Origin of the sequence: Haloplanus sp. CK5-1, assembly GCF_037201915.1 — an archaeon.
Classification (GTDB): Archaea; Halobacteriota; Halobacteria; order Halobacteriales; family Haloferacaceae; genus Haloplanus; species Haloplanus salilacus.
The window spans coordinates 1,249,878-1,275,485 of record NZ_CP147505.1; the positions used below are offsets into that span (position 1 = coordinate 1,249,878).

A 25,608-nucleotide genomic window follows, 5' to 3' on the forward strand; every position below is an offset into this window, starting at 1 on the left:
TTTTATCGCTCGGGCGTCGGATGTCCCGGCATGCAGACGCGCGCCCCCGAAGAGCCCGACGTTCGGGAGTTCGACGCGACCGTCACGGCGGTCGACGGCCGAGCGGTCGTTCTCGACCGGACGTACTTCTACGCCGAGAGCGGTGGCCAACCCGCGGACCGTGGCACCCTCGCCGGCGTTCCCGTGACCGACGTACAGACCGACGACGACGCCGTCGTCCACCACCTCGCCGACGATTCCGGACTCGACGTGGGCGAGACGATTCTGGGCGTCGTCGACGACGACTTCCGCACCTACTGCACTCGCGCCCACACCGCGAGTCACCTCCTCTACGGTGCGGGGCGCCGACTCCTCGACGACCTCGGCTACGGTGGGTTCGGCATCGACGCCGAGAAGGTTCGGGTCGACTTCGCCACTTCGGTCGACATCGACGACGACGTGTTGGTCGAACTCGAACGCCTCACCAACCGAGCGGTGTGGGACTCTCGCCCCGTCTCCTGGGAGACGGTGCCGGTCGACGAGGCCCGCGCCCGCGACGACGTCGCGTTCAACACCAAGACCGAAGAGGGGGTGATGGACGACGCCGACACCGTCCGCCTCGTCGACGTCGAGGGGTGGGACGTGGCGGCCTGTGGGGGCACACACGTCTCGAACACCCGCGCGGTCGGCCCCGTGGAACTCCTGGACCGGTCGAACCCCGGCGAAGGACTCACGCGCGTCGAGTTCGCCGTCGGCCCGGCGGCCATCGACCGCCGTGCGACGCTCCACCGGGCCGCCCTCGACGCCGCACAGGACCTCGGAACCAACGCCGCCGACCTGTCCGAGGCCGTCGCCGACCTGCGGGCGGACCGCGACGCCCTCGAAGCCGAGTCTGCGACGTACAAGGCCGAAGTGCTCGACGCCCGCCTGTCCACGCTTCGGAGGGTCGAGGATGACGAGGCGGTTTGGCGCGTCGGCACCGTCGCGGATTTCGGCCCCAACGAGGTCGGCGACGCCGTCCAAGACCGGGTCGGCGACGACGCCGACGTGATCGTAGCCGTCGGCGAGGAGGACACGCCGTACGTGGTCGTCGCGACGACCGACGACGCCGGCGTCGATGCGGGCGAGGTGGTCGACGACCTGACCGACGCGTTCGGGGGCGGCGGCGGTGGCGGGCCGACGTTCGCGCAGGGCGGCGGCCTCGACGCCGACCCGGAAGCGGTCGTCGCCGCGGTACGCGACTAGCGCCGCCGGAGGAGGAACGCGACGCCGAGGAGCGCGAGCACCCCGATCACGGGCGTGAATCCGGGACTGGTGGCTTCCGTTTCCGTCGTGGTCGCCGTCCCCGTCGCGGTTGCGCTCGGCGTCGGCGAGGCGGCGGTCGACGTCGCGTCGCTCGGTGGCGCGATGGCCTCGACGCCGACCTCGTTCGAGCGGACGCCGTCCATGTTGGCCCGGAGCGTGTGCTCGCCGGGCTCGTCGATCCGGACCGCGAGTTCGCCCTCGTCGTCGGTCGTGCCGACCGCGTCGCCGTCGAGGGTGATCGTCACGCCCGACGCGGGTTCACCGTACGCGTTCGTCACCGCGACCGGTGCCCGCTCGCCGGCGACGATGCGTTCGTTGGTCGCCTCGATGGTGAGCGAGGGCTCCCGGGACATCTCGACGGTGAAACTGGCGTTGGCCTCCTCGATACGGACGTCCCGGGATGCGCCCCGATAGCCCTCCCTGTCGACTCGTAGCGTCGTCCGGACGTTGACCGGCGTGTCGAGGACGGTTCGTCCGTCCGGGCCGGTCCGGGACGTCGCGACCCCGGTGAGGTTCACCCGGGCGTCGTCGACGGTCCGTGGCGAGTCGAAGTGTGGGTCGACGACGGTGACGGCGACGCTGACGGAGCCGGCTCTCATGGAGACTCGGTTCGTGATGTCGCCCTCGATTTCGAGCGATTTCTGCCTGACGTAGTAGCCGGGTTTGCGGACGGTGAGTTGGTAGTTGCCCGCCTGGATAACGTCGGACTCGTACACGCCGCTCGCGTCCGTCGTCCCGGTCGTTATCTCCAGTCCACCCCGTTCGATCGACACCTGTGCGTCCTCGACGGGTCCGTCGCCGTCGCTCACCTCGAGGCGCACCGAACTCTTGGGGTACACCTCGACGTCGACCTCTCGCTCCGACGCCTCGGAGATGACGTACGGACTGGTCCGGACGTACCGTGGGTGCTCCACACCGACCGTCACCTCGGCGCCCTCGGGAACGTCGACGAACGCCTTCCCGTTCCCGGCGGTCGTCGCCGTCGCCGACCCGCCGTCCCACTCCACATCGAGCTCGGCGTCGCCGATCGGGTTCCCCGACGAATCGCGGACTGCGACGGTGATGGTGACCGTCTCACCCGACTGTGCGACCGCGGTCCCCGCAGTCCCGGCGACCGACGCGAGCGTCAGGGCGACGGCCAGACCCACGACCGTGTAACTTCGTCCCATGGACGCATTCACATCAGCTGTCTGTAAAATACCTCTGACCAGTACGGACGGTCCCCACTCCCCGCCAGAGGTCGGGTCGTCCGGACCGAAGCCCACATTGTCCGGGCGGTCCTCCCTTCGGTCGTGACCACCTGCACCGACTACGGGGCCGTGGTGTACGACCTCGACGGAACGTTGGTTCGGCTGGCGGTCGACTGGGACGCCGCCGCCCGCGACGCCACGTCGGTGTTCGCCAACGCGGGCGTCGACGCCGCCGACGCCGACCTCTGGTCGCTGTTCGAGACGGCACCGGAACACGGCCTCGCGGACGAACTGGAGTCGGTCCTCGCCGCCCACGAGCGTCGCGGAGCCGAGCGCTCGGCCCGCCTCCACCTCGCCGACCGGGTCGCCGAGTGGGACGTTCCAGTGGGCGTCTGCTCGCTCAACGCCGAGGCCGCCTGTCGACTCGCGCTGGACCGCCACGACCTACTCGACCACGTCGGTGCGGTCGTCGGTCGGGATTCGGTGTCGGAGCACAAACCCGATCCGGAACCCCTCCTTGCGACCCTCGACCGCCTCGGAGTCGACCCCGCTTCGGCGCTGTTCGTCGGCGACTCCGACCGCGACGCAGTCACCGCCGACCGCGCGGGTGTTGCCTTCGAGTTCGTCGACGCCGTGCAGTAGCCGTCGGCGCGGCGGGCGCGACGGACCCACGTAGTTTTTATCACCCCGGGGCGTACGGTGGCGTACCAGCGACCCGCGGGCAAGTGCGACACGCGGCGTCGCACGCGGGGACCAGCGACCGACGTGCTGTAAGACGCCGGGGCCGGTGGCCCCCAGACGGGATTTGCATGAGCAACGTGCCACGTCAGTGGTGTTTCGATGCTCGGAAACCGAAACCATGGAAATAGAAATCGCAACAATCGGCGGTTACGAGGCGGTCGGCCGGCAGATGACTGCCGTCCGCGCCGGTGACGACGTCGTCGTCTTCGACATGGGTCTGAACCTCTCGCAGGTACTGATCCACGACAACGTCGAAACCGAACAGATGCACAGTCTCGACCTGATCGACATGGGTGCCATTCCCGACGACCGGGTGATGAGCGACCTCGAAGGCGACGTGCAGGCCATCGTCCCGACCCACGGTCACCTCGACCACATCGGCGCGATAAGCAAGTTGGCCCACCGCTACGACGCCCCCGTCGTCGCGACACCGTTCACCATCGAACTGGTGAAACAGCAGATCGATAGCGAGAACAAGTTCAACGTCGACAACGATCTGGTCAAGATGGACGCCGGCGAGACGATGTCCATCGGCGACTCGGGCAAGGTCGACCTCGAGTTCGTCAACGTCACCCACTCGATCATCGACGCGATCAACCCGGTGCTCCACACGCCCGAGGGCGCGGTCGTCTACGGCCTCGACAAGCGGATGGACCACACGCCGGTGATCGGCGACCCGATCGACATGAAGCGGTTCCGCGAGATCGGTCGCGAGGGCGAGGGCGTCCTCTGTTATATCGAGGACTGTACCAACGCGGGCCGGAAAGGGCGTACTCCTAGCGAGTCCGTCGCGCGCAAACACCTCCGCGATGCGATGTACTCCGTCGAGGACTACGACGGCGGTATCGTCGCCACGACGTTCAGTTCCCACATCGCCCGCGTCTCCAGTCTGGTGGAGTTCGCGAAGGATATCGGGCGACAGCCGGTCCTGCTCGGTCGGTCGATGGAGAAGTACTCGGGCACCGCCGAACGCCTGGACTTCGTCGACTTCCCGGACGACCTCGGGATGTACGGCCACCGCAAGTCCGTCGACCGCACGTTCAAGCGGATCATGAAGGAGGGCAAGGAGAACTTCCTGCCCATCGTGACGGGCCACCAGGGCGAACCGCGCGCGATGCTGACGCGGATGGGCCGCGGCGAGACGCCGTACGAACTGGAAGACGGCGACAAGGTGATGTTCTCGGCCCGCGTCATCCCCGAGCCCACCAACGAGGGCCAGCGCTACCAGTCCGAGCGCCTGCTCCGGATGCAGGGCGCACGCATCTACGACGACATCCACGTCTCGGGCCACCTGCGAAACGAGGGCCACTACGAGATGCTGCAGGCCCTCCAGCCCCAGCACGTCATCCCCGCCCACCAGGACCTCGAAGGGTTCGCCCCCTACGTCGACCTGGCGGAAGGACAGGGCTACGCCGTGGGCCGTGACCTGCACATCACGCGCAACGGCAACATGATCCAGCTGGTGGAATGACGACCGATTCGACGGAAGAGCGGGTGCTCGCTGCGGTCCGCGAGCGCCGCGAGCGGGTCAACGCGGCCATCGACGAGGACCTCCCGCTCGCCGAGCCCGAACGGCTCTGGGAGGCCTCCCGCTACCTGCTGAAGGCGGGCGGTAAGCGCCTCCGACCCACTGTCTCTCTGCTGGCAGCGGAGGCCGTCGCCGACGTGCAGCCGTTCTCCGTCGACTACCGAACCTTCCCCGCCCTCGACGGCGGCGAGGTGGACGTGATGGCCGGGGCCGTCAGCCTCGAGGTCATCCAGTCGTTCACCCTCATCCACGACGACATCATGGACGACGACCCGCTCCGCCGCGGGGTGCCCGCCGTCCACGAGGCGTACGACGTGGACACCGCAATCCTGGCGGGGGACACGCTCTACTCCACCGCGTTCGAGATCATGGCCGAGACGGGGGCCGCCCCCGAAAACGGCCTGGAGGCGATGCGGATGCTCGCGAACACCTGCACCCGCATCTGCGAGGGGCAAGCCCTCGACGTGGAGTTCGAACACCGGACCGAGGTGCTCCCCGAGGAGTACTTGGAGATGGTCGAGTCAAAGACCGCGGTGCTGTACGGCGACGCCGCCGCGACGCCCGCGATCCTGCTCGACGCCGACGACGACGTGGTGGACGCGCTCTACGACTACGGCATCCACTCCGGGTCGGCCTTCCAGATCCAGGACGACGTCCTCGATCTGACGGTCCCCTCGGAGCACCTCGGCAAACAACGTGGCTCCGACCTGGTCGAGAACAAGGAGACGCTCATCACGCTCCACGCTCGTCAACAGGGGGTCGACGTGGACGGCCTCGTCGACGCCGACGACGCGGAGTCGCTGACCGACGACGCCGTCGAGGCCGCGGTCGATCGGCTGAACGAGGCGGGCAGCATCGAGTACGCCCGCGAGAAGGCCCGGTCGCTCGTCGGTCGGAGCAAGTCGGATCTCGACGCACTCCCCGACAACGAAGCCCGAGCGATGCTCGAAGACATCGCAGAGTATCTCATCTCTCGGGGGTACTGAACGCAGTCGGGCGGTCGCCGCCCCTTTTACAACAGAACGTAGACGACGGTGTACGCCAGCCACGCGACGGTGATGGCCGAGAGTCCGGTGACGAGTGCCGGGAGCCAGTCCGGTGGGCCGATCGACGGTCGGCGGGCGTTCTCGAACCGGATCCGCGGCCGGAGGCCGAGTGCCCCGACGCCGAGTACGGAGAACACGAACGGGTAGGAGAGGTCGAGCGTCGGAGCCGGGATGAGTGCGATGCTCGCGGCGTAGCCCGCGCCGAGCGTCGCTCGCGGGCGGACGGCGGTCGTCGGTCGGAGGCCGGCGGCGACACAGCCGACGATCACGGCCGCCCAGACGGTCGCGAGTTCGACGCCGAACGCGCCGAGGAGGTGGAGGGTCGGGTCGGTCGAGAGGGCGAGCCGCTCGCCAACGAGCGTCGCCTCGAAGGGGTAGAACACGGCCGGTGGCTCACCGGTGAGGAGGTCACCGAACGGGTGGGTGACGAGGCCGACCAGTCCGGCGGCGAAGACCTGTCGGGCAGTGAGCGTCGTCTGACGGGCGACGACCTCGCCGAGAGCGACGGCACCGAGGACGAAAAGCAGCGTGACGACGGTTCCGAGCGCCCCGCTGACGGCGCCGACGGCGCCGACCACCAAGAGCGCGAGCGGGACGGAGAGCCACCGGACGCGGGCGTCGGCGGCGGTTCGGAGCGCGGCGAGCAGGGCGACCGGCCCCGCGAGGACGAGCGAGTGGGTCACGGCGCGGTGGACGACGTTCCCCGTCGACCAGAACGCGCTCGCGAGGGTCAGAGCGTCGCCGCCGGCGACGCCCGCGACGCCGACGACGGCGTACGCAATGTCGACGTCGGGGAGTGCGGCGAACCCGCCAGCCAGGAGGCCGACGGCGAACACCCGGTCGGCGTCCCAGCCGCGGGCGAGGGCGACGCTGGCCACGAGGGCGAACGCGAGGGCGGCGTGGCCGACGAACATGCTTCGAATCCGTGGCCACGAGTGATAAGTTGTCCGGGCGGCGTGGAAACAGGGCTCACACCCCTTCGGAGGCGACTTTCGTCCACTCGGACTCGATCTCGGCGTTGCCGCGGACGACGGTGTCGCCGTCGACGGCGAACCGGGTCTTCCGGAGTTCGATCGACTCGACGACCCCCTCCATGTCGTCGACGCGGACACGGTCGCCGACCTCGAAGTCGGGGTCCCGAAGGAGGTACACCCCGGCGACCGCGTCCGCTATCATCTCGCTCGTCGCGTAGGAGACGCCGAGGGCGAGGAAGCCGGCGGCCGTCCCCAGCGACGTCGCGATGCCGTCCAGTCCCACCACCGAGAGCGTCGAGAGTCCGACCCCGAACCAGAGGAAGATCGCGACGATGGTCGTCAGGAACTGGCGGTAGACGGGCGACTCCCCGCCCATCGTCCGGGCGAGCATCGCCTTCAGTGCGGTCAGGACGACCTTGACGAGTATCGCCGCCGAAACCAGGAAGACGACCCCCGTGACGATCGTCGGCACGGCGTCGACCAACCGATCGAGGAAGTCGACGAACGCCTGCCGGACGAGCGAGGACTGCAACACGCCGAGCATACGCTACGTCGGGATCGCACTGTACGTAAAAGTGGGGAGCGCGTCGCGGTCTCAGGCGACCACGCTGTCGACGACCTCGTAGTCGTCGTCTTCGACGCCGATGATCGCCCACTCGTACTCCGGATCGAGACGGCTGAGGCGATCCCGGAGGTCCCCTGCGGCGGTCATCCACGTGACGAAACAGCGGAGTCGATACTCTGTCCGCCCGCCGTCTGCCCGGAGGTTCCGGGGCGACGACGCCTCGTCGGCGTCGAGCGCAGTCACGTGGACGGTTCGCCATTTCCGCTCGGCACGGAGGTCGCCCCCGTCGGCCTCGACGGAGTAGCCGAGGCCTCGGAAGATCTCTCGTGCCTCCTCGACGGGTGGCATGGTAACAGGGGCCATGTACCTCACGATACGGCGGGTTGGATGATAAGTGTTACCACAGACTCACTATTCGTGTGCCGCGTCCCACCGGTCGGGTTTTCGGTAGTTGCCACAGACGTTGCACTCGATTCGCCCCATCGCGTCCATCGCGTTGTCGAACGTCTCACACTCGCCACAGAGATACCCCCACCGGCCGTCCCGGTCGGGCGAGCGGTAGGCGACGAAGAAGGGGGCCTCGGAGCCACGGCCCGTGGCCGTCCGGTCGACGTAGACGGTCACGTCACCCGGGGCGGTTCGTTCCTCGAGCGACCGGTTAGGTTCGGAAGGACTCACCACAGCCACACTCGGAGACGACGTTCGGGTTCTCCACGTGAAACCCCTCGGCCTGTAGCCCGGATTCGAAATCGAGCACCGACCCGCCGATGTAGTCGGCGCTGGCCGGGTCGACGAACACCCGGAGGTCGTGTGCCTCGACGATCATGTCGTCGTCTTCCGGTTCGTCGTCGAACCGCATCCCGTACGAGAGCCCGGCACAGCCACCCTGCTGGACGAACAGGCGGAGGCCGCCGACGTCCAGATCCATCCCTTCCCGGTCCATCAGCGACAGCGCCTGATCCGCAGCTTCGGGGGTGATTTCGACGGCCCGGTCGGTCGTCCCGTCCACGGTTTCGGTACTCATAGGACGTGATACAGCGCCGAGCCTGTTAACCCTGACGGGGCGATGTAACGATTCGTCGTTACGTCGGCTACTCGAACCGTCGGCGGACGCTCTCGGCGTGTCCGTCGAGCCCCTCCGCCTCCGCGAGGGTCGTGATCGTCCCCGAGAGGTCGGCCAGCGCGTCGCGGTCGAGACGCTGGACGGTCGTCGACCGGAGGAACGTCTCGACGGAGAGGCCGCCAAAGCGCCGCGCGCCGCCGCCAGTCGGCAGGACGTGGTTGGTCCCCGAGGCGTAGTCGCCGGCCGCGACCGGGGTGTACGGCCCGAGGAAGACGCTTCCGGCGCTGTCGATCCGGTCGAGAAGTGCCTCGTCGTCCTCGGCCTGGATCGAGAGGTGTTCGGCCGCGTACTCCTCGGTGAACAGCACCGCCTCGGACATGGATCGCGCGAGGAACACGCCGCTGGCGTCGTTGTCGAGGGCCGCCTCGACCGTCTCGCGGCGCTCACAGTCGGGGAGTCGGTCCTCGACAGCCTCGGCCACCGCGTCGGCGAGGTCCGGATCGGCGGTCACCGCGACGACCGACGCGTGGGGGTCGTGTTCCGCCTGCGCGAGCAGATCCGCCGCAACGAACTCGGGGTCGGCGCTCTCGTCCGCGAGGACGAGCACCTCGCTCGGTCCGGCGAGGAAGTCGATGTCGGCGTCACCTCGCACCTCGGCCTTGGCCGCGGTCACCCAGCGGTTGCCCGGGCCGACGACCTTCTGGACGGCGTCGACGGTCTCCGTGCCGTAGGCCAGTGCGCCGACGGCCTGTGCGCCCCCGATGCTGTAGACGACGTCCGCGCCCGCCTCGTGGATCGCCGCGAGCGTCGCGGCGTTCATCTCCTCCGCGGGCGGGGTCGCCACGGCGACGTGGTCGACGCCCGCGACCGTCGCGGGGACGACGCCCATCAGCGCGCTCGACGGGTAGGCGGCCGCGCCGCCGGGGACGTAGACGCCGACCCGTTCGAGTGGTCGGAACCGACGGCCGAGTTCCCGCCCGCCGAAGTCCTCGCGCCAGTCCGCGGGCAGTTGTCGCTCGTGGAACTCGCGCACGTTGTCGGCGGCCGTCCGGATCGCGTCCAACAGGTCGTCGTCGACGCGTTCGTGGGCGCGTTCGGCCGCGTCGGTCACGTCCAGGTTCCCGACCTCGACGTCGTCGAACTCGCGACAGAACTCCCGTACCGCCACGTCGCCCTCGTCGCGAACCCGGCCGACGATCCCTCGGACGTCCTCTCTGACCTCCTCGACGCCGGCGTCGCGGTCGAACAGCGCGGGGCGCTCGCCGGGGCCGAGCGCCTCGATTTCGCGTGCTTCCATGCCCTCCGGTTACGCGGGCGGCCGAAAAGGGATTCCGGTCCGGGCGTCGCGGGGACTCGAGTCAGTCGTCCGACCCGTCGTGACCCGGTGTGTCGCCGCTCACTCCGGGGCGTTGTACGAGTGACCGACCACGAACGCAACGGCGTTGAGACCGACCAGTCCGGCGAAGCCGAGTCGGTGCGTGGCGACCACCCCCGTCGCCAGTAGTGGAAGGTAGACGAAAGGTAGGAGCGTCGCCAGCCAGAAGGCGACGAACCGGACGGGACGGGCCGCGAGCGCCACGATCCGCTGGAGGACCGTTCGGATCGGGGGCGACTCGACGGCAGTGCGTGCGAAGCGGGGTGATTCGGGGGTGGACATGGTGACTGACTCCACTCGATCCTTGTCACCCATGGTGCATATAACGGCCAAATCGTTGCAGTGTCTTCAGGTGTGTTCGGACGGCCGGTGCGACGTTTCGCGCCGTTCGGATCGTTTTACGACGGGTTCAAAACCCGTCAAAGGGTTTATACTATCGGCAGATGGCGTCCCTCCGGATCGTCCGGGCCGATCACTACCTGCGACGCGATGTAACCGAAACACGTAACATGTCGTCCCGGTGGTAGTTCATATCAGTTTCTCGATAATTGTTTGGGCGTCGAGAGGGTAGCCGGGGGTGATGGACACGTTGGAGCGACGGCGGACGTCACGGTTCGGGTTCGAGTGGGGCGAGGTGACCGGTGCAGTCGGCGACACGGTGACCGTCCTCCCCATCGTCGTCGCCGTCGCGGCGCTGACGGACCTCTCTCTCGCCCGCTTGTTGCTCGGATTCGGCGTCTTCCAAGTCGTCTGGGGACTCCACTACGGCTATCCGATGTCCGTCGAGCCGATGAAGGCGCTCGCGGCGCTGGTGATTGCCGGTGGTCTGTCGACCGGCGAGTACGTCGCGGCCGGCCTCCTCGCCGGCGGCGTGTTACTGGTCGTCGGCCGCGCGGGTGCGCTGGATCGGCTGGCGCCCTACGTCGGCGAACCGGTCGTCCGTGGCATCCAACTCGGGGTCGGGCTGATCCTCCTCCGGACCGGCGTGACGACGGGGCTCGCCGACCCCACGCTCGCGGCCGTCTCGGCCGTCGTCGCCCTCGGCGCTCTCCTCGCCGGCTATCGGGGCCTCGCACCGCTCGCGGTCCTCCTCCTCGGTGGCGCACTCGCCGTCTCGGCGACCGGATCGATCACCCCGCGACTCCCGTCGCTCGCCCTCCTCGACCCGACGACGCTCTCGCCCTCCCGGGACGCCCTCGGCGCGACGCTCGGCCAACTGGCGATGACCGTCGGCAATGCCGCCGTCGCCACCTCGCTTCTGGTCGGGGAGTACTTCGACGCCGAGACGTCGCCGGACGATCTCTCGACGAGCATGGGCGTGATGAACCTGCTGGCACTCCCCGTCGGCGCGATGCCCATGTGCCACGGGAGCGGAGGCGTCGCCGGCAAGCACGCCTTCGGTGCGCGGACCGCCACCTCGAACCTGCTTCTGGGCGGGTTCTACGCGCTCCTCGCCGTCGTCGCCGTCGACGCCGTCGCCGCGTTCCCGATGGCCGTCCTGGGCGTCGTCCTCGCCCTCGTCGCCGTCGAACTCGGTCGGGCTGGCCTCGACACCGACGACCCCCTGCTGACCGGCGTCGTCGGCGTCGTCGCCCTCCTCACGAACGTCGGCGCCGCCTTCGTCGTCGGCGTCGTCGGCTACCACGCCCTCGCCCGCCTCCGGCGGGAGCTCTGATCCCGTCCCGACTCAGAACCCCGTCGCAGTGCCGTCTTTCCGGGGTTCGGTCGCCCCCGCCAGGACGCCCTCGGTCAGTCGCGTGATCTGTCCGCCGCCGAACTCCGTCGGCGGGCAGACCGTCACGTCGTGACCGCGTCTGGCGAGTTTCGGGAGGACGCCCTCCGGGAATCGGTCCTCGACGGCGAGCGACCCGTCCTCGAGGTAGCGCCACCGCGGCGCGTCCATCGCCGCCTGGAGCGGCATGTCGTAGTCGAGGATGTTGGCCAGCACCTGCAGGTGTCCCTGTGGCTGCATGGACCCGCCCATCACGCCGAAGGCCGCCCAGTCCTCCCGTTCTCGGTCCCTGTCGAAGCGCACGAGCCCCGGGATCAGAGTGTGGAACGGTCGCTTGCCGGGTTCGAGTCGGTTGGGGTGGTCCGGGTCGAGCGAGAACGAACTTCCGCGGTTCTGGAGGGTGATCCCTGTTCCCGGGACGACCACGCCGCTCCCGAAGTGCCCGAAGATGGAGTTGATGAGCGAGACGACGTTGCCCGCCTCGTCCGCGACGGTCAGGAGGACCGTGTCGCCGTCCTCCGGCGGCGGCCCCGGGCCGCCAACCGAGACGTCGCCCGCACGTTCGCCGATGGTCCCGGCACGATCGGCCGCGTACGACTTCGAGCCCAGCGCCGGCACCGACTCGAACTCGGGGTCGGTGATGTAGTGGTGGCCGTCGTGGAAGGCGCGCTTGAGCGACTCCGCGAAGTAGTGGACGCGTTCGGCCGAGTCGTAGGCGTACGACCCGGCGTCGATCGCCTCGGCGACGTTCAGTGCCTCCAACGCGACCAACCCCTGATTGTTCGGCGGGAGTTCGTACACTTCCGCGCCGCGGTAGGTCGTCGAGACCGGATCGACGTACTCCGGTTCGAAGCCGTCGAGGTCGTCGGCCGAGAGCAGTCCCCCCCGCTCGCGGACCGCGCTCCCGATGCGCTCGGCGAGATCCCCCTGGTAAAAGGCACCGGATCCCTCCTCGGCCAGTGTTTGGAACGTCGACCCCAGGTCCGGGAGCCGCATCACCTCACCCGCCTCCGGCGACCGCCCGTCGATCAGGTACTCCTCGCGGGCGTCGTCCTCGTCGAACAGCGTCTCGGCGACCGTCCACATGTCGGCGATCACCTCGCTCACCGGGAACCCCTCGGTGGCGTACTCGATGGCCGGATCGAGCGCCGCGGCCAGCGACCGCCGACCGTGGTCGTCGAGCAGCCGCTCCCACCCGCGGACGGTCCCCGGGACCGTGACCGACAGGGGCCCGTCCGACGGCATCGACGCCGAGGCGTCACCGTCCATTTGCTCTCGGACGGCGTCCCGTGTCGCGTCGGCGGGCGCGCCGCCACAACTACGGAACGCGCCGACGTCGCCGTCGGCGGTGCGGTAGAGCGCGAACACGTCGCCGCCGATGCCCGTGCTCATCGGCTCGACGACGTTGAGCGCCGCGGCCGTGGTCACCGCGGCATCGAAGGCGTTCCCCCCCTTGCGCAGCGCCGCTACTCCGGCTTCGGCGGCCAGTGGTTGACTGGTCGCGACCATCCCGTTTCGTGCGTACGCAGTCGACCGACGCGAGTCGAATCGGTCGAGGTCCGGTTTCGAATCCATACGTCGGGCGATACTCCATGCGCACAAAACCGTTTTGTGTCGATGGGGGTCACGGCGGCCCGTTCGGGACGTAGAAGTTCTCGCCGCAGTTGTCGCAGGTCAGTTCGGCCAGGTTCTCGGCGTACCGTTCCGCCCTGTCCGTATCCGGCGTGACACCGTGGTTACTCTGGTTGTTCATGTACGACTACCTCCCCTGATCGCGCGTTTGGAAGGTCACGAGGTTGGTGTCGAACGCCTCCGACGTCGTCGGCCGACCACACCACGGGCATTCGTGCGTCCCCATAGTCGGCGGTCCGAGCCGGTCGGGAAAAAATATTCGGCCGCTCGCGCCCCTCGTCGGTCTTCAGTCGATGTGGCCTTCGCGCCGGAGCTGGTCGGCGTCCTGCCCGGAGTAGCGCCACTCGATGTTCGCCTTCTCGTCCTGCCAGGACCACGGTTCGACGAGGACGACGTCGCCCTCGTTGATCCAGGTTCGGTACTTCATGCGGCCGGGGATGCGACCCATCCGGTTCTCGCCGTCCTCACACCGGACGCGGACGTGGTTCCCGCCGTTGTGTTCGGTTACGACCGCGAACAGCTCGTCGTCGTCGGGCATCCGGAGGTCCCGTCGCCCACTCTCTTCGCTCATACAGGTCGTACGCCACGGGGACGGTTAAGTCATCGGAGACGCTCGTTATCGTGTCCCACACACCCCGAAGCCTTTGACGGTTCCGGGAAAACGAACGCGTGATGCGTACCGCAGCTTTCACCGACCTGACCGGACCGGACGGGGTGGACGTCATCGAACGACCGACGCCGGAGCCCGGACCCGGTGAGGCCCTGATCGACGTCGAGGCCTGTTCCATCAACCACCACGATCTCTGGATTCTGGAGGGGGCGTCGGCGATGATCGACCCGACGGACCTCCCCTTCGTCTCCGGCCTCGACGCGGCCGGCGTCGTCGACGCAGTCGGCGACGGCGTGACCGGCGTCTCGCCCGGTGATCGAGTGGTGCTCTGTCCGAACCTGACCTGTGGCTCCTGTCGGTTCTGTCGGGACGGTCCGGAGAACCTCTGTGAGTCGTACGCGCTGTACCACGGCGGCCTCGCGGAGGTAGCCTGCGTCGAGGCCGACCGCTTGATTCACCTCCCGGACGGCGTGGACGCCACGACCGCAGCGGCGCTCCCGACGGCGTATCTGACCGCCTACCACATGCTCCGCCGGGCGGCCCTCGAACCCGGCGACCTCGTCTTCGTCCCGGGAGCGACGGGCGGTGTCGGGGTCGCCGCCGTCCAACTCGCCGACGTGATGGGTGTCCGCTCCATCGGAACCTCCTCGTCGGCGTCGAAACTCGACACGCTCACCGACCTCGGCGTGGATCACACGGTCGAGGGGACCGATCCCGACCACCTGCGCGAGGCGGTCGGCGACATCGGGACGCCCGACGCCGTCGTAAACCACCTCGGTGGGGCGTACACCGGTCTCGGCCTCGACGTCATGCGTCGTGGCGGCCGGATGGTCGTCTGCGGGCGCACCGCCGGCCCAACCTCGGAGATCGATATCGGGCACCTGTTCCGGACGCACAAGCGCGTCATCGGCAGTACGATGGGGACACAGGCCGACCTCGAGCGACTCGTCGGCCTCGTCGCCGACGGCGACCTCGATCCGCGGATCGACCACACCTATCCCCTCGACCGGACCGCCGACGCCTTCGCTGCGATGCAGGACCGCGAGACGCTCGGGAAACTCGTCGTCACGCCCTAAGTCATCGTCTCGGTGAATCGGTTCGTCCCTCCGTCGGTTCCGGCGATGACGAGTTCGTCGCCCTCCTCGATCCGGAAGTCGGGGCCGAGGTCGGTGACCACCTCACCGTCGCGTTCGACCGCGACGACCGTACAGCCGGTTCGGGCGCGCACGTCGGCTTCCCCGAGGGTCCGGCCGACGAGTCCCGGCGCGTGGGTCCGCACCACCTCGACTTGCTTGTCGAGCGAGATCACTTCCTCGGATTCGAGGATGGTCGACGCCAGCATCCGGCCGCTGATCGACGCGAGCGAAAGGACGTAGTCGGCGCCGGCGCGGTACATCTTCTGGACGTTCTCCATCTCCTCGGCGCGGGCGATCAGTTCGACCTCCGGGTTTAGATCCCGGACCACGAGGATAGCGAACTCCGAGAGCGTGTCGTCCGGGAGCGCGAGGATGACCGTCCGGGCGTCCCCGACGCCGGCACGTGAGAGTGCGTCGGGGTCGGTCGCGTCGCCGACGACGTCGACACCCGGGCCGTCCTCCAAATCGAGGACGGTGTGCGGGACGCCCGCCGTCGAGAGCGCACTGGCGACGGTGGCGCCCACTTCTCCCTGTCCCAAGACGACGGTCTGTCCCCGGCGGAATCGGCGCATCTCGGCCGTCGCCAGGTCCCGCAGTCGGTCGAGTTGCGTCTCCCGCCCGGTGACCAACAGCACCGTTCCCGTGTCGAGCGTGGCGTCGGGCGACGGCGGGCTCTCGAACTCGCCGCGGAACCACGCGCCGATGATGTTCACGCCAGTCCGCTCCCGGATGTCGCTCCCCGCGATGCTGTTGCCGACGAGGGAGCTCCCCCGCTGGATCGGGAGTTCCGCCACCTCGAAGTCCTCGCCGACCTCGATGGTCTCACCGAGGTCCGTCGAGACGTCCGTCGTAACCTTCGAGGCCAGTCCCTCGCCCAACAGTGCTCGCGGCGAGAGCACCTCGTCGGCCCCCGCGAGTCGGTGGTAGCGTTCGTTGTCGGGGTCGTCGACGACGCTCGCCGTCCGTATGTCCTCGGCCACCTCCTTCGCCGTGAGGACGACGCTGGTGTTGATCGGATCGGTGTCGTCGGCGACCAGACACCGCGCCGTCGAGAGGCGGGCGGCCGCCAGTCCGTCGCCCGACTGGGGGTCGGCGTGGATCACGTCGTACCCCTCCTTGAACTGATCTTTCGCCCGGTCGCGGTCGGGTTCGACGACTAGGTGGTCCACGTTCCAGGAGTCGAGTTCGGAGACGAGCGTCTCGCCCCGGGGCGTGAGCCGACAGATGACGACGTGATCCCGCAGGTCCTCCGGCGCGCTCGTCGGCACCGTCGTCGAGATGGCCTCCTCGAACAGCGGGAAGACGAGCACCGGTAGGGCGAGGAAGATGAGCACCACGCCGGTCAGGTCCATCGCGATGACCAGCACGTTCATCTCGGGGCTCTTCCACGGGGCGTCGGAGCCAAAGCCCGTCGTCGTGAACGTCTCGACGACGACTTGGATCGCGTGCAGGAAGCTGATCGGCGACCCCTCGAAGACGCTCATCCCGGTGTCGTACACGGCGGCGTAGGCGAGCATCACGCCGCCGAGGACGACGACGTAGATCAGCGTCCGGCGCTGCCAGGTGTCCACGGTTCACCCACCCCCGCCCGTCGTCTCCGCTACCCGGTTCGGTTCGTCGGAGGGGTGCGCGATCCGCCACCGGAGCACGAGGACGACCGCCGTGCCGACGAGGACGAACCCGCCGGCGGTGACGAAGGCGGCGCGGTAGCCCGTCGCCGCGATCCAGCCGCCGAGGATCCCGCCGATCCCACTCGCCACCGACGAGAGCGCGCTGTACACCCCCAGCGCCTCGCCACGGACGATGGCCGGCGAGAGGCGAGTGACGAGCATCCCCGACGTGACGGCAACCACTGCCCACGCGAGGCCGATCACGCCGAACACGATGACCGTCGGGGCGAGTACTCCGCCGACTGCGACGACGGCCGGGAACGCGATACCCCTGACTGCAAGGCCGATGGCGTGGAGCGTCGTCGCCCCGTAGCGCGCGCTCAGGGTCGCCGTCGCGCCGAAGAAGACGGCCGCCGCGACGTTGAGTGCGAGGTAGAGTCCGAACACGCCGTCCGAGCCCATCCCCACGCCCGCGAGGTAGGCAGGGAGCGGGGCGAAGAAGGCTCCGAACCCGGTGAACGCGAGGACGACGGCGAGAAAGAAGACGGCGAGTTCGGGTGTGAATCGGCGGGTGAGGCGGCGCGGGTGCAGCCCTCGGACGTCGACCCGGCGGGGGGTAAAGGGGAAACTCGAGCCACGGATTCCGAACCGGGTCGCGCCGCGGATCGCTCGCCTGAGCCGCTGCGGTGCCGGGGCGGATCCGGTGGGGGGATCGGCCGGCAGCGATCGCGCGGCGACGCCGCCGCCGATCCCTGCGCCCGTCGCACAGACCAGAGAGACGACCCGCTGGGTGGTCCGCGGATCGAGGCCGATCAGTCGCTCCCCGGCGACGATCACCAAGAAGCCAACGAGGAGGCCGAGCGCCCAGCCGATACCCTGGTACCGGTTGAGGGCGGCGATTCGGTCGCTCCACTCGGGTTCGGGCACGTCGACCACCGCGAGGAGAGTCAGGACGGGCAGCGCCGCCGCGAAAGCGAGCCAGACCGCCGCGTTCGCGGCGATCACGATCGGGATCGACTCGACCGCCGAGACGACGACCATCGAGACGGCCACGACCCCGATGGCTAGAAGGACGTACCGCCGCCGCCGGCCGGTTCGGTCGGACAGCCAGCCGACGCCGAGTGCACCCGATGCGCCGGCGACGGCGGCGACGGCTGCGAGGATGCCGAGCGTCACGGGACCACCACCGAGTTCGACGACGTACAGGGGGACGATCAGCGAGGCTCCGCCGAGCCCCATCGATGCGAGCCCCCACGCGTAGAGCCACCGGTCGGACACGCCCGCCTCTACCGACCGCCGGTACTTGTGCGATTCGACCGGCGACTGTGGGGACACGCCTTTGTCGTCGGCCCGCGACGACCCCGTCGTGCTCGGACCTGCCGTGTGGCTCGGACTCGCAGTCGTCTCGACGGCGGTCATCTGGGCCGGGAGCACCCGCCTCGAACGCTCAGCCGGCCGACTCAGCAGACGGTACGGCCTTCCGGCGGCCGTCCACGGGGCCGTCGTCGTCGCCGTCGGGTCGAGTTTTCCGGAGCTCAGTTCGGTAGTCGTCAGCACGCTCCTCCACGGCGAGTTCTCGCTCGGTGTCGGCGCAATCGTCGGGAGCGCCATCTTCAACCTCCTCGTGATCCCCGCCGTCGCTGCCCTCGCGAGCGAGGAACTCGAGGCGACCCGCGACGTGGTCCACAAGGACGCTCAGTTCTACATCATCAGTGTCCTCGTCCTCTTCATCACCTTCGCGCTCGGCGCGACGTACGTCCCCGGTGGCACCACCGAAGCGGCGATTCTCACCCCGGCGCTCGTTCTCCTCCCCCTCCTCACCTACGGAGTCTACGTCTTCCTGCAGTATCAGGACACTCGTGACTACGCCTCCCCGTCGCCGACCGGCATCGACGCCCGCCGGGAGTGGGCGACCCTCGCCCTCGCACTCGGACTCATCTCCGTCGGCGTCGAGGGAATCGTCAGGGCCGCGCTGGGCTTTGGCGCGTACTTCGACACCCCCGCCTTCCTCTGGGGTGTGACCATCATCGCCGCCGCCACCAGCCTCCCGGACGCGTTCGTCAGCGTCCGCGCCGCCCGCGACGACGAGGACGTGACCAGCCTCACGAACGTCCTCGGGAGCAACACGTTCAACCTCCTCGTCGCCATCCCGGTCGGCGTCCTCCTCGCGGGGTCGGCTACCGTCGACTTCCTCGTCGCCGTCCCGATGATGGGCTTTCTCGCCGTCGCGACGCTCGTGTTCATCGTCTTCACCCGCACCCGACTCGAACTCTCGATCGTCGAGGCGTACGCCCTCCTCGGGCTGTACGCCCTCTTTCTGGGGTGGATGGTCCTCGAAACCGTCGGTGTCGTCGACCTCGTTCGCGGCCTCTGACCGTCACGACGACCCGGTGACGGACGGTGCTCTCTCAGTCCGACTCGCCGAGGTGTGTCTGTCGCCGCCCGAACAGCCGTTCGCGGATACTCCGGTGTCCCGGGCGTTCGGTGAGCAACACCGAGCAGTCGAGGTCGTCGATCACGTCGAGGCGCAGCGAATCGGCCACCACGCGGGTGAACAGTCCCCGCTCGACCGCGCCGATGACCACCAGCGAGTGGTCGGTCGCCTCCCTGGCGATGGCCGACTCGACGTCCCCCGAGTCGTCGACGACCAGTTCGGCGTCGTCGAGGCCGTAGTCGGTCGCCCACCGCTGGAGGAACTCCTCGCCGGCCGTTCGCTCGTTCGGGTCGTCGACGACGTGGAGGAGCGTACTCTCCGCCCCGGCGGTCACGCCGAGTGCGCGTGCGATTTCGGCCCCGAGCGCGCAGTCCGGTGAGTCGACCGTGGGGAGGAGCAGTCGGGACGGGTCGAGGTCCCGGTCCTGGAGCGCCAGGAAGTCACACGGCGGCGCGCCGCCCAGATCGGTCAGCGACCGGCCGCCACGACCGGCGGTCCACGACCGGTCGTCGTCCCAACCGATCATCAGGAGGTCGGCGTTCTCGCGTTCGGCCACGTCGAATATCTCCTCGAACGAGCGGTGCGAGACGATGGTCGACGTTTCGACCTCGATGTCGTAGTCGCGGACGATCGACCGGATGTTGTCGAGTTTGCTGTCGGACTCGTCGATGATCCGCCTGTGCTGTCCGGAGCCGTACCCTCCCGTCCGCTGGTCCGGAACCTGCACGACGTGGACGGGGTGGACGACCGCCTCTTCGCGTTCGCCCGCGACGAGACAGGCGAGTTCGACCAGCCGCGTCTCGGTTCGGGGGTTCGAGATGGGGACGACGATCCGGTACGTACCGTTCTCGTCGGCCGTCCGGTCGCCCGTGTTGACCAGCGGGACGTACGATCGCCCGGCGAGACTCCCGAACAGCCACTCTCGGGAGGAGAGCTGCCGTTTCGCACCCTCGAACCGGGCGGATTCGAGGCGGTGCTCGGTCGTCTGGAAGTAGTTGACGACCGTCACCAACACGACGCCCCCGACGGTGTTGCCGAGCAACACGGGGATGGCGAACTCGGTCAGGCCGACGACCACCGAGAGGTCGTCGACGAACACGAGATACACCATCTCGGTGTACGAGACGACGATGTGAAACAGGTTGCCGAGCGGCACCGAGAGGAAGGCGAGATACACCACGACGATCCGGGAGATGGTGTCTCGGGCGGCGTACTCGACCCAGACGACGCCGGCGACGATCAGGCCGGCGAACGCGGCCTTGGCGAACAGCGTCCCGGGCGCAGTTTCGACCCCTTTTCGGCCGAGGTCGACCGCCGTCGCCGCCGTCTCGGGCGAGAAGATACCACCCCACGCCAGCGCGGCGGCCCCGACCGTCCCGCCCGCGAAGTTCCCGAGGAGGACGACGATCCAGTTGCGCAACAGCGCCGGAACGCTCACGAGGCGTTCGAGCGTCAGCGCCACCGGTGGGAGCGTGTTCTCCGTGTACAACTGGTAGCCGCCGATGATGATGTAGATGAACCCGAGTGGGTAGAGCAGCGCTCCCAGGATCGGGTGGCCGTCGGTCGACGCCGTCAGCGACGCGTACAACAGGAACGTGATGGTGATCGCGAAACCGGCCGCCAGCCCCGAAAAGAACAGTTCCCGGGGTCCTGCGGTGATCTCCTCGTCGGCCGCGGCGACGATCCGCTGGAACACCTCGTCCGTCGAGAACCGGTCGCGGACGACCTCGCCGACCGCCGGTGCGCCGCTTCGCGAGCGTTCGACCGCCTCGCGCACCGTCTCCTCCGGGTCCGGTGGGTCGTCCTCACTCATTGGCCGGAGCGACCGACCGGAGCCACTAAGAGGTTGAGGTTTCAGCCGTTCCGGCGGGCCCCCACGCCCGGAGTTATAACCGTCCGAATCGGCATGTAGTACGTATGTCGGACGAGACGACAGCCGGGGGGGCGACGACGACGGACGCCGCTGCGCCGCTTCCGCCGTACCCCGACACCGTCGGGCATCCGCTCCTCCACACCGTCGGGTCGATGCGGGATGTGTTCGGCTTCCGCGACCGGGCGATGGCCGACCGCGACCTCGTCCGGATCAAACTCCTCGGCCCCGGCGACGTCTACCATCTGGGCCACCCGGACCACTTCGAGCGCGTCCTGTTGAACGACCGCGAGAACTTCCGCAAGTCCGACGACTTCCGCATCGCGTTCGAGGGCGGCCTCGTCGCAGTCGAGGGGGAGACGTGGCGGCGACAGCGCGAGACCCTCCAGCCGCTGTTCGCACGGGACAGCCTCGTCGACTACGCCGACGGCATGGTCGAGGTGATCTGCCGTCGGAGCCGCCGCTGGGAGTCGGGCACCCGGATCGATCTCACCCACGAGACCAGCCAGTTGAGTCTCGACGTGCTGTTCGCGACGCTGTTCGGCCGCGAACTCACCGTCGGCGGCGACGAGGAAATCCGGACGGCGGCCGACCACCTCCAACACTGGTTCGCCCCCACGTCGTACCCGCTCCCCACCTGGGTTCCGACGCCCGCACGCTGGCGGTTCAAGCGTGGCAAGCGACGGCTCCAGCGGGTCGCGACGGAACTGCTCGACGAGAAGGCCGACGACCCGCCGACGGATCCGACCGCCGCGGACGACCTCCTCTCCTTGCTCGTCGGCCTCCGTGAGGCCGGCGTCGAGAGCGAGGCCTTGAGCGACGAGCGCATCCGAGATCAGGTGGTGACGATGATCTTCGCGGGCCACGACACCACCTCGACCGCCATCGCCTTCGCATTCTACGCGCTGGCGACCCACCCCGACGTGCGCGACCGCTTCCACGCCGAAGTCGACGCCCTCGATTCGGTCGGGATCGACGCCCTCGATGCCCTCGAGGTGACCGAACGGATCGTCACCGAGGCGCTGCGGCTCTACCCGCCGGTGTACACCATCCCTCGCGAGACGACGACCGACGTGACGGTCGACGGCTACCGGATTCCCGAGGGGTCGCCGACGTGGCTCACGGTCGATCAGGTCCACCGCGATCCGCGGTTCTACGACGACCCCGGGACGTTCCGCCCGGCGCGGTGGGACGGCGCCCTCCGCCAGCGTATCCCCGACTTCGCGTACGCGCCCTTCGGCGGCGGTCCTCGCCGCTGTATCGGCCGCCAGTTCGCGTTGATGGAGGCGAAACTGGCGCTGGCGGCCATCGGCCGCGAGTACCACCTCGCCTGGCCCGACGACGCCTCCGACGACGCGCCGATGATTCCCGGGATGACCGCGCGCATGGCTCCCGAGACGGCCTTCCGCGTCGTAGAGCGGTGAAGCCGGCACCCACATTTAACCCCGACGCCCCGCACGGACACGTATGGCCAGAAGCCTGCGAGTGTCCGTCGCCGACGCCGTCCGGAACGCCGTCCCGTTCCTCGTCATCACCGTCTTCTGGATCGCCGTCATGGTCGCCGTCTACGGGCTCTTTCTCGCGACGAAACCCACCGGAATCACCTACGACCCGTGGGTCCACGCGTTCGTCTTCGCCGTTCCCGGCGTCGGGTATCTGGGACAGATCCTCCAGCAAGCGCTCGTCGGGCGTGCGTGACGCCCGCGACGGGGACGAGAGGCTCCGAAACGAGGGACTACCAGTCGGCTCACTGGACGTGATGTCAGGCGCTCTATAGACTGGAGCCGGATAATTCGGCGTATCAGTACCCAACATGCGGGACGAGTTCTTCTTCTATACTTCCGTGACATCCCGCATCGCACCGACCAATTTGTCGACCCGTCCCTCGCTAATTACGGGTGTGACTTTCGTTTCCCACTGCCGTTGCTCGCCATCGACTGGAATCACTTCGGGGTACTGAATCGTTCCCTGCCGTTCCACGCACTCGCGGTACTGCGACTCGATTTCACTACCGATTTCGTCACCAACGGCTTCGGTGGGCGTTTTGCCGGCGATTTCGTCGTTCGAGCGCCCCGTCAACTCTTCATAGACCGCATTGACACGCTCGATGTAGAACTCGCGGTCCTCGGTCACATCAATGACGAACAGTGCATCTTGGGTGTTCTCGAACACGGTCTCGGCCAACTCCAGTCGTTGCTCGCGTTCGATACGCTCGGTGGTATCTTCTTGGAATCCAACCCAATTGCTGACCTCACCGTCTTCGTCTCTGATCGGCGCAATCGTCACGTGATTCCAGAACACCGTTCCATCTTTCCGGTAGTCTCGAAGCACGGTCGACACTAGCTCTTCGTTGTCGATGGCGTCGCGTATCTCGGCAACTGGTTCGGGATCGGTCTCCGGGCCCTGCATGAATCGACAGTTTCGTCCGAGTATTTCGGACTCTTCGTATCCGGTTAGTTCACAGAAGCGTTCGTTCGCGTATACCAGCGGGTTGTCCGGCTGATTCGGATCCGTGAGTACTATGCCGACCGGTGCTTTCTCCATCGCCTCCGTTTTTCGAGTCAGCTCCGCTTCACGGCCTTTGCGCTCGGTGATGTCCGTGACGATGCCGACCATCCGCTCGGTATCGTCGCCATCGTCGTACACTTCGCCCCGAGATTCGATCCAGATGTCCGTGTCGTTCTCGCACCGGATACGATACTCCGTCCGAAATCGACTCTCGGTTTCGGCGGCCCGTTCGACAGCAGCAGTGGCTCTCTCTCTGTCGTCAGGATGAATATACGCCGCGAACGCATCGAAGGTACCCTCGAACGTCCCTGGTTCGATCCCGACCAGTCGTTCCAGCGACTCGCTCCAGCGTACCTCGTCCGTCCCGATAGTCCAGCCCCAGACACCCGTGTCCGTTCCCTCTAGGGCGAGTTGGAGTCGTTGTGTGATCTCTTCGAGTTCCTGCTCGCGTTCGATCCGTTCGGAGACATCCCGGAAGATGCCGTAGATCACCGGGCCATCGGGGAGCGAGACCGTCGCAACACTGATATCGACGGGGACACGTTCCCCCTCGGTTGTTACAATAGTTGGCTGTGATCCATCGGGAAGCCGCCGCTTCGACTCACCAGATTCGACGTGTTCTTCGAAGAATTGCTGATAGAGTTCGGTCTGCTCCGAGGGATGGATCTCGGACTGATGGCTCCCGATGATTTCGTCACTCGACATTCCGAGCAACGTTTCGGCAGCTTCATTCACCTCGATGAATTCTCCCGTCTCAGCATCTGCAACGAACACGGGGTCGGGGGCCGCCTCAAGGAGGGTCTCGTACCGCTCTCTCACCATCGAGAGTTCCCGTTCACGCTCTTTTCGTTCCGTGATATTCCGCATCACTAGGACCAGTTGCGTGACTTCGCCATTCTGAGTGATGGGCGTTACTCGCACCTGCCAGATTCTCGACTCCTCATCTCCTGGCACCACTTGCTCGAATTCAACCGTTTCCTGCCCCGATACACACTCGTCGAACCGCGACTGTACGTCACGCCCGACCTCGTCACCCAGCATTTCTCGGGGACTCAGTCCAGTAATATCGGCTCTGTCATATGGAGTGAGCGCTTCGAACGCTTCGTTGACGCGATTGAGCCGATACTCCTGCTCGTCGACAACGTCTACGAGAACGAGTGCATCTTGGGCGTTCTGGAACACGGTCTCCGCTACTTCCAACTCCCGTTCGCGCTCTTTGCGCTCGGTAATATCCCGGCTAATGAAGAGGTGTTGACCGGGGATAATATCCGACGTCCCCGAATACTCGACACTTCTCTGGACGCCATCGGCACCGATTATCGTCGTTGTATCTCTCTGATCGCCGGTCTCTTGGAAGTCCTGCCACTCGGCATCGAACGCAAATTCGTCGGGGAAAAACTCCGTCAACGATCGGCCGAGTAGCTCGTTGTCTTCTACGCCGAATATCGAACTCGCTGCTTCGTTCGCGTCTACAATTCTGCCGTCGTCGTTGGCAATAACAATCGCATCGGACGCTTCTTCGAAACTCGTTTTGTACTTGTCACGCGACCGTGTGAGCTCTGTCACCTGTCGTTGCGCGGTAACGTCGGGCTTCCGGGGGATCGCAACCGTCATCGTCGTCCCGTGGTCCGTGGTCTCCGGATCGATGGATCCGTCGTGGCTAGACACGATCCAGTAGGCCAACCAGAGTCCTAGGCCGGAGCCGTGGGTGAGTGGCGTCTCTACCCCTGATTTGAGGACCTCGGCTTCGTGGTCGGGAAGCCCGGGTCCATTATCTTCAATCCGAATCTCGATACCGTTCGGAACCGTCTCGATCGCAACCGTGACACTGGGATCGTCGCCACTGTGCTTGACAGCGTTCTCGATGAGTTCTTCGATGGCCCGATCGAAGTTCTGTAGCACGTTCCCCTGAATTTCGTCGTCGTATTCGACGGTGATCGATGCTGCCGGGTATTCCCGGGTGATCTCCTCGGCAATATCCTCGATAAGGGTTCCAATCTCCGTGGACTGTCGTTCGGAGTTGGTGGTGATGACTTCTTCCAGTTCGCGGGCTTTCTGACTCAACTCGATCAAGCCGTCGATGTGGCTGAGAGCAGTTTCACCGACGGAATCGTTCTCCAGTTGCTTGGCCATGAGATCCGTATAGCCTCGAATGACGGAGATATCGTTGCGAAGATTGTGCCGTAGGACTCGGTGAAGAACCGTGGCGAGGTTGGTTTGATTCCTGAGTTCGCCCTCGATGAGCTCTTTTTCGAGTTCGCGTTCCAGCAACCGTGTCAGATGGTCAGCAAACTGCGTCTCAGCCTCGGT

Annotated in this window: 24 protein-coding genes; 9 read left to right on the forward strand and 15 right to left on the reverse strand. The window is 67.3% G+C overall.

The features are described 5' to 3' along the window. Positions 1–30: 30 nt before the first annotated feature. Positions 31–1,224, forward strand: a complete 1,194-nt coding sequence (locus NBT81_RS06675; protein ID WP_338741982.1) for an alanyl-tRNA editing protein — start codon at positions 31–33, stop codon at positions 1,222–1,224. Here NBT81_RS06675 and NBT81_RS06680 read toward each other — a convergent pair. Continuing rightward, positions 1,221–2,453, reverse strand: a complete 1,233-nt coding sequence (locus NBT81_RS06680) for a carboxypeptidase-like regulatory domain-containing protein (protein WP_338741984.1) — start codon at positions 2,451–2,453, stop codon at positions 1,221–1,223. The two genes, NBT81_RS06675 and NBT81_RS06680, sit on opposite strands and share 4 nt — an antisense overlap. A 123-nt stretch (positions 2,454–2,576) precedes the next feature. Between NBT81_RS06680 and NBT81_RS06685 the strand changes: the two genes are divergently transcribed. The 3 genes from NBT81_RS06685 (at position 2,577) to idsA3 (ending at position 5,729) form a co-directional block, all read left to right on the forward strand. Next, positions 2,577–3,116, forward strand: coding sequence for an HAD family hydrolase (locus NBT81_RS06685; RefSeq protein ID WP_338741985.1), 540 nt, complete (start codon positions 2,577–2,579; stop codon positions 3,114–3,116). 217 nt (positions 3,117–3,333) lie between these two features. Beyond that, positions 3,334–4,686, forward strand: a complete 1,353-nt coding sequence (locus tag NBT81_RS06690; protein ID WP_338741986.1) for a ribonuclease J — start codon at positions 3,334–3,336, stop codon at positions 4,684–4,686. Further along, positions 4,683–5,729 carry a geranylfarnesyl diphosphate synthase gene (gene idsA3 / locus NBT81_RS06695; RefSeq protein WP_338741987.1) on the forward strand — a complete coding sequence of 349 codons (1,047 nt, stop codon included), beginning with the start codon at positions 4,683–4,685 and terminating at the stop codon, positions 5,727–5,729. The genes NBT81_RS06690 and idsA3 overlap by 4 nt, the downstream gene beginning before the upstream one ends. Positions 5,730–5,755: 26 nt before the next feature. Here the strand turns inward: idsA3 and NBT81_RS06700 are convergent, their stop codons facing one another. The 7 genes from NBT81_RS06700 to NBT81_RS06730 form a co-directional block, all read right to left on the reverse strand. Continuing rightward, the gene (locus tag NBT81_RS06700; protein WP_338741989.1) at positions 5,756–6,703 is read right to left on the reverse strand and encodes a metal-dependent hydrolase; all 948 of its coding nucleotides are present in this window, start codon (positions 6,701–6,703) and stop codon (positions 5,756–5,758) included. Positions 6,704–6,758: 55 nt separating this feature from the next. After that, complete coding sequence (locus tag NBT81_RS06705; protein WP_338741990.1) at positions 6,759–7,307, reverse strand: mechanosensitive ion channel domain-containing protein; 549 nt, start codon at positions 7,305–7,307, stop codon at positions 6,759–6,761. A 51-nt stretch (positions 7,308–7,358) separates the two neighbouring features. Continuing rightward, a complete protein-coding gene (locus tag NBT81_RS06710; protein WP_338741992.1) occupies positions 7,359–7,691 on the reverse strand; it encodes a DUF7116 family protein in 333 nt (110 codons plus the stop codon). 48 nt (positions 7,692–7,739) lie between these two features. Next, on the reverse strand, positions 7,740–7,952 hold the full coding sequence (locus tag NBT81_RS06715; RefSeq protein ID WP_338741994.1) for a DUF5816 domain-containing protein: 213 nt from the start codon (positions 7,950–7,952) through the stop codon (positions 7,740–7,742). Positions 7,953–7,986: 34 nt separating this feature from the next. Continuing rightward, on the reverse strand, positions 7,987–8,352 hold the full coding sequence (locus NBT81_RS06720) for an iron-sulfur cluster assembly accessory protein (RefSeq protein ID WP_338741995.1): 366 nt from the start codon (positions 8,350–8,352) through the stop codon (positions 7,987–7,989). A gap of 67 nt (positions 8,353–8,419) precedes the next feature. Beyond that, positions 8,420–9,688 carry a histidinol dehydrogenase gene (hisD, locus tag NBT81_RS06725; RefSeq protein WP_338741996.1) on the reverse strand — a complete coding sequence of 423 codons (1,269 nt, stop codon included), beginning with the start codon at positions 9,686–9,688 and terminating at the stop codon, positions 8,420–8,422. Positions 9,689–9,787: 99 nt separating this feature from the next. Next, the gene (locus NBT81_RS06730; RefSeq protein ID WP_338741997.1) at positions 9,788–10,048 is read right to left on the reverse strand and encodes a hypothetical protein; all 261 of its coding nucleotides are present in this window, start codon (positions 10,046–10,048) and stop codon (positions 9,788–9,790) included. Positions 10,049–10,346: 298 nt separating this feature from the next. Between NBT81_RS06730 and NBT81_RS06735 the strand changes: the two genes are divergently transcribed. Further along, positions 10,347–11,441: a putative sulfate/molybdate transporter gene (locus NBT81_RS06735; RefSeq protein ID WP_338741998.1), complete on the forward strand. Its 1,095-nt coding sequence runs from the start codon at positions 10,347–10,349 to the stop codon at positions 11,439–11,441. A gap of 12 nt (positions 11,442–11,453) precedes the next feature. Here NBT81_RS06735 and ggt read toward each other — a convergent pair whose 3' ends face one another. From ggt to NBT81_RS06750, 3 genes are all read right to left on the reverse strand, one after another. Beyond that, the gene (gene ggt / locus NBT81_RS06740) at positions 11,454–13,073 is read right to left on the reverse strand and encodes a gamma-glutamyltransferase (RefSeq protein WP_338741999.1); all 1,620 of its coding nucleotides are present in this window, start codon (positions 13,071–13,073) and stop codon (positions 11,454–11,456) included. A 49-nt stretch (positions 13,074–13,122) separates the two neighbouring features. Next, positions 13,123–13,251 carry a hypothetical protein gene (locus NBT81_RS06745; protein ID WP_338742000.1) on the reverse strand — a complete coding sequence of 43 codons (129 nt, stop codon included), beginning with the start codon at positions 13,249–13,251 and terminating at the stop codon, positions 13,123–13,125. A 165-nt stretch (positions 13,252–13,416) separates the two neighbouring features. Beyond that, positions 13,417–13,701, reverse strand: coding sequence for a translation initiation factor eIF-1A (locus NBT81_RS06750; protein ID WP_299331889.1), 285 nt, complete (start codon positions 13,699–13,701; stop codon positions 13,417–13,419). A gap of 101 nt (positions 13,702–13,802) precedes the next feature. Between NBT81_RS06750 and NBT81_RS06755 the strand changes: the two genes are divergently transcribed. Continuing rightward, on the forward strand, positions 13,803–14,816 hold the full coding sequence (locus tag NBT81_RS06755) for an alcohol dehydrogenase catalytic domain-containing protein (RefSeq protein WP_338742005.1): 1,014 nt from the start codon (positions 13,803–13,805) through the stop codon (positions 14,814–14,816). Here NBT81_RS06755 and NBT81_RS06760 read toward each other — a convergent pair. Continuing rightward, the gene (locus NBT81_RS06760) at positions 14,813–16,447 is read right to left on the reverse strand and encodes a potassium channel family protein (RefSeq protein ID WP_338742006.1); all 1,635 of its coding nucleotides are present in this window, start codon (positions 16,445–16,447) and stop codon (positions 14,813–14,815) included. The two genes, NBT81_RS06755 and NBT81_RS06760, sit on opposite strands and share 4 nt — an antisense overlap. 3 nt (positions 16,448–16,450) lie before the next feature. Continuing rightward, positions 16,451–17,821 carry an MFS transporter gene (locus NBT81_RS06765; protein WP_338742007.1) on the reverse strand — a complete coding sequence of 457 codons (1,371 nt, stop codon included), beginning with the start codon at positions 17,819–17,821 and terminating at the stop codon, positions 16,451–16,453. A gap of 31 nt (positions 17,822–17,852) precedes the next feature. Between NBT81_RS06765 and NBT81_RS06770 the strand changes: the two genes are divergently transcribed. Beyond that, positions 17,853–18,860 (forward strand): sodium:calcium antiporter, encoded by a 1,008-nt coding sequence (locus tag NBT81_RS06770; protein ID WP_338742008.1) that lies wholly within the window; start codon positions 17,853–17,855, stop codon positions 18,858–18,860. 34 nt (positions 18,861–18,894) lie between these two features. On the opposite strand, the gene NBT81_RS06775 is transcribed toward NBT81_RS06770, so the two are convergent. Continuing rightward, positions 18,895–20,733 (reverse strand): formate/nitrite transporter family protein, encoded by a 1,839-nt coding sequence (locus tag NBT81_RS06775; RefSeq protein WP_338742010.1) that lies wholly within the window; start codon positions 20,731–20,733, stop codon positions 18,895–18,897. A 104-nt stretch (positions 20,734–20,837) separates the two neighbouring features. On the opposite strand from NBT81_RS06775, the gene NBT81_RS06780 reads away from it, so the two are divergent. Then, entirely contained in the window at positions 20,838–22,214 is a 1,377-nt protein-coding gene (locus NBT81_RS06780; protein ID WP_338742012.1) for a cytochrome P450, read from the forward strand. 43 nt (positions 22,215–22,257) lie between these two features. Further along, positions 22,258–22,488 (forward strand): hypothetical protein, encoded by a 231-nt coding sequence (locus NBT81_RS06785; RefSeq protein ID WP_338742014.1) that lies wholly within the window; start codon positions 22,258–22,260, stop codon positions 22,486–22,488. A gap of 135 nt (positions 22,489–22,623) precedes the next feature. On the opposite strand, the gene NBT81_RS06790 is transcribed toward NBT81_RS06785, so the two are convergent. Continuing rightward, positions 22,624–25,431, reverse strand: coding sequence for a PAS domain S-box protein (locus NBT81_RS06790; protein WP_338742015.1), 2,808 nt, complete (start codon positions 25,429–25,431; stop codon positions 22,624–22,626). Positions 25,432–25,608 lie beyond the last annotated feature (177 nt).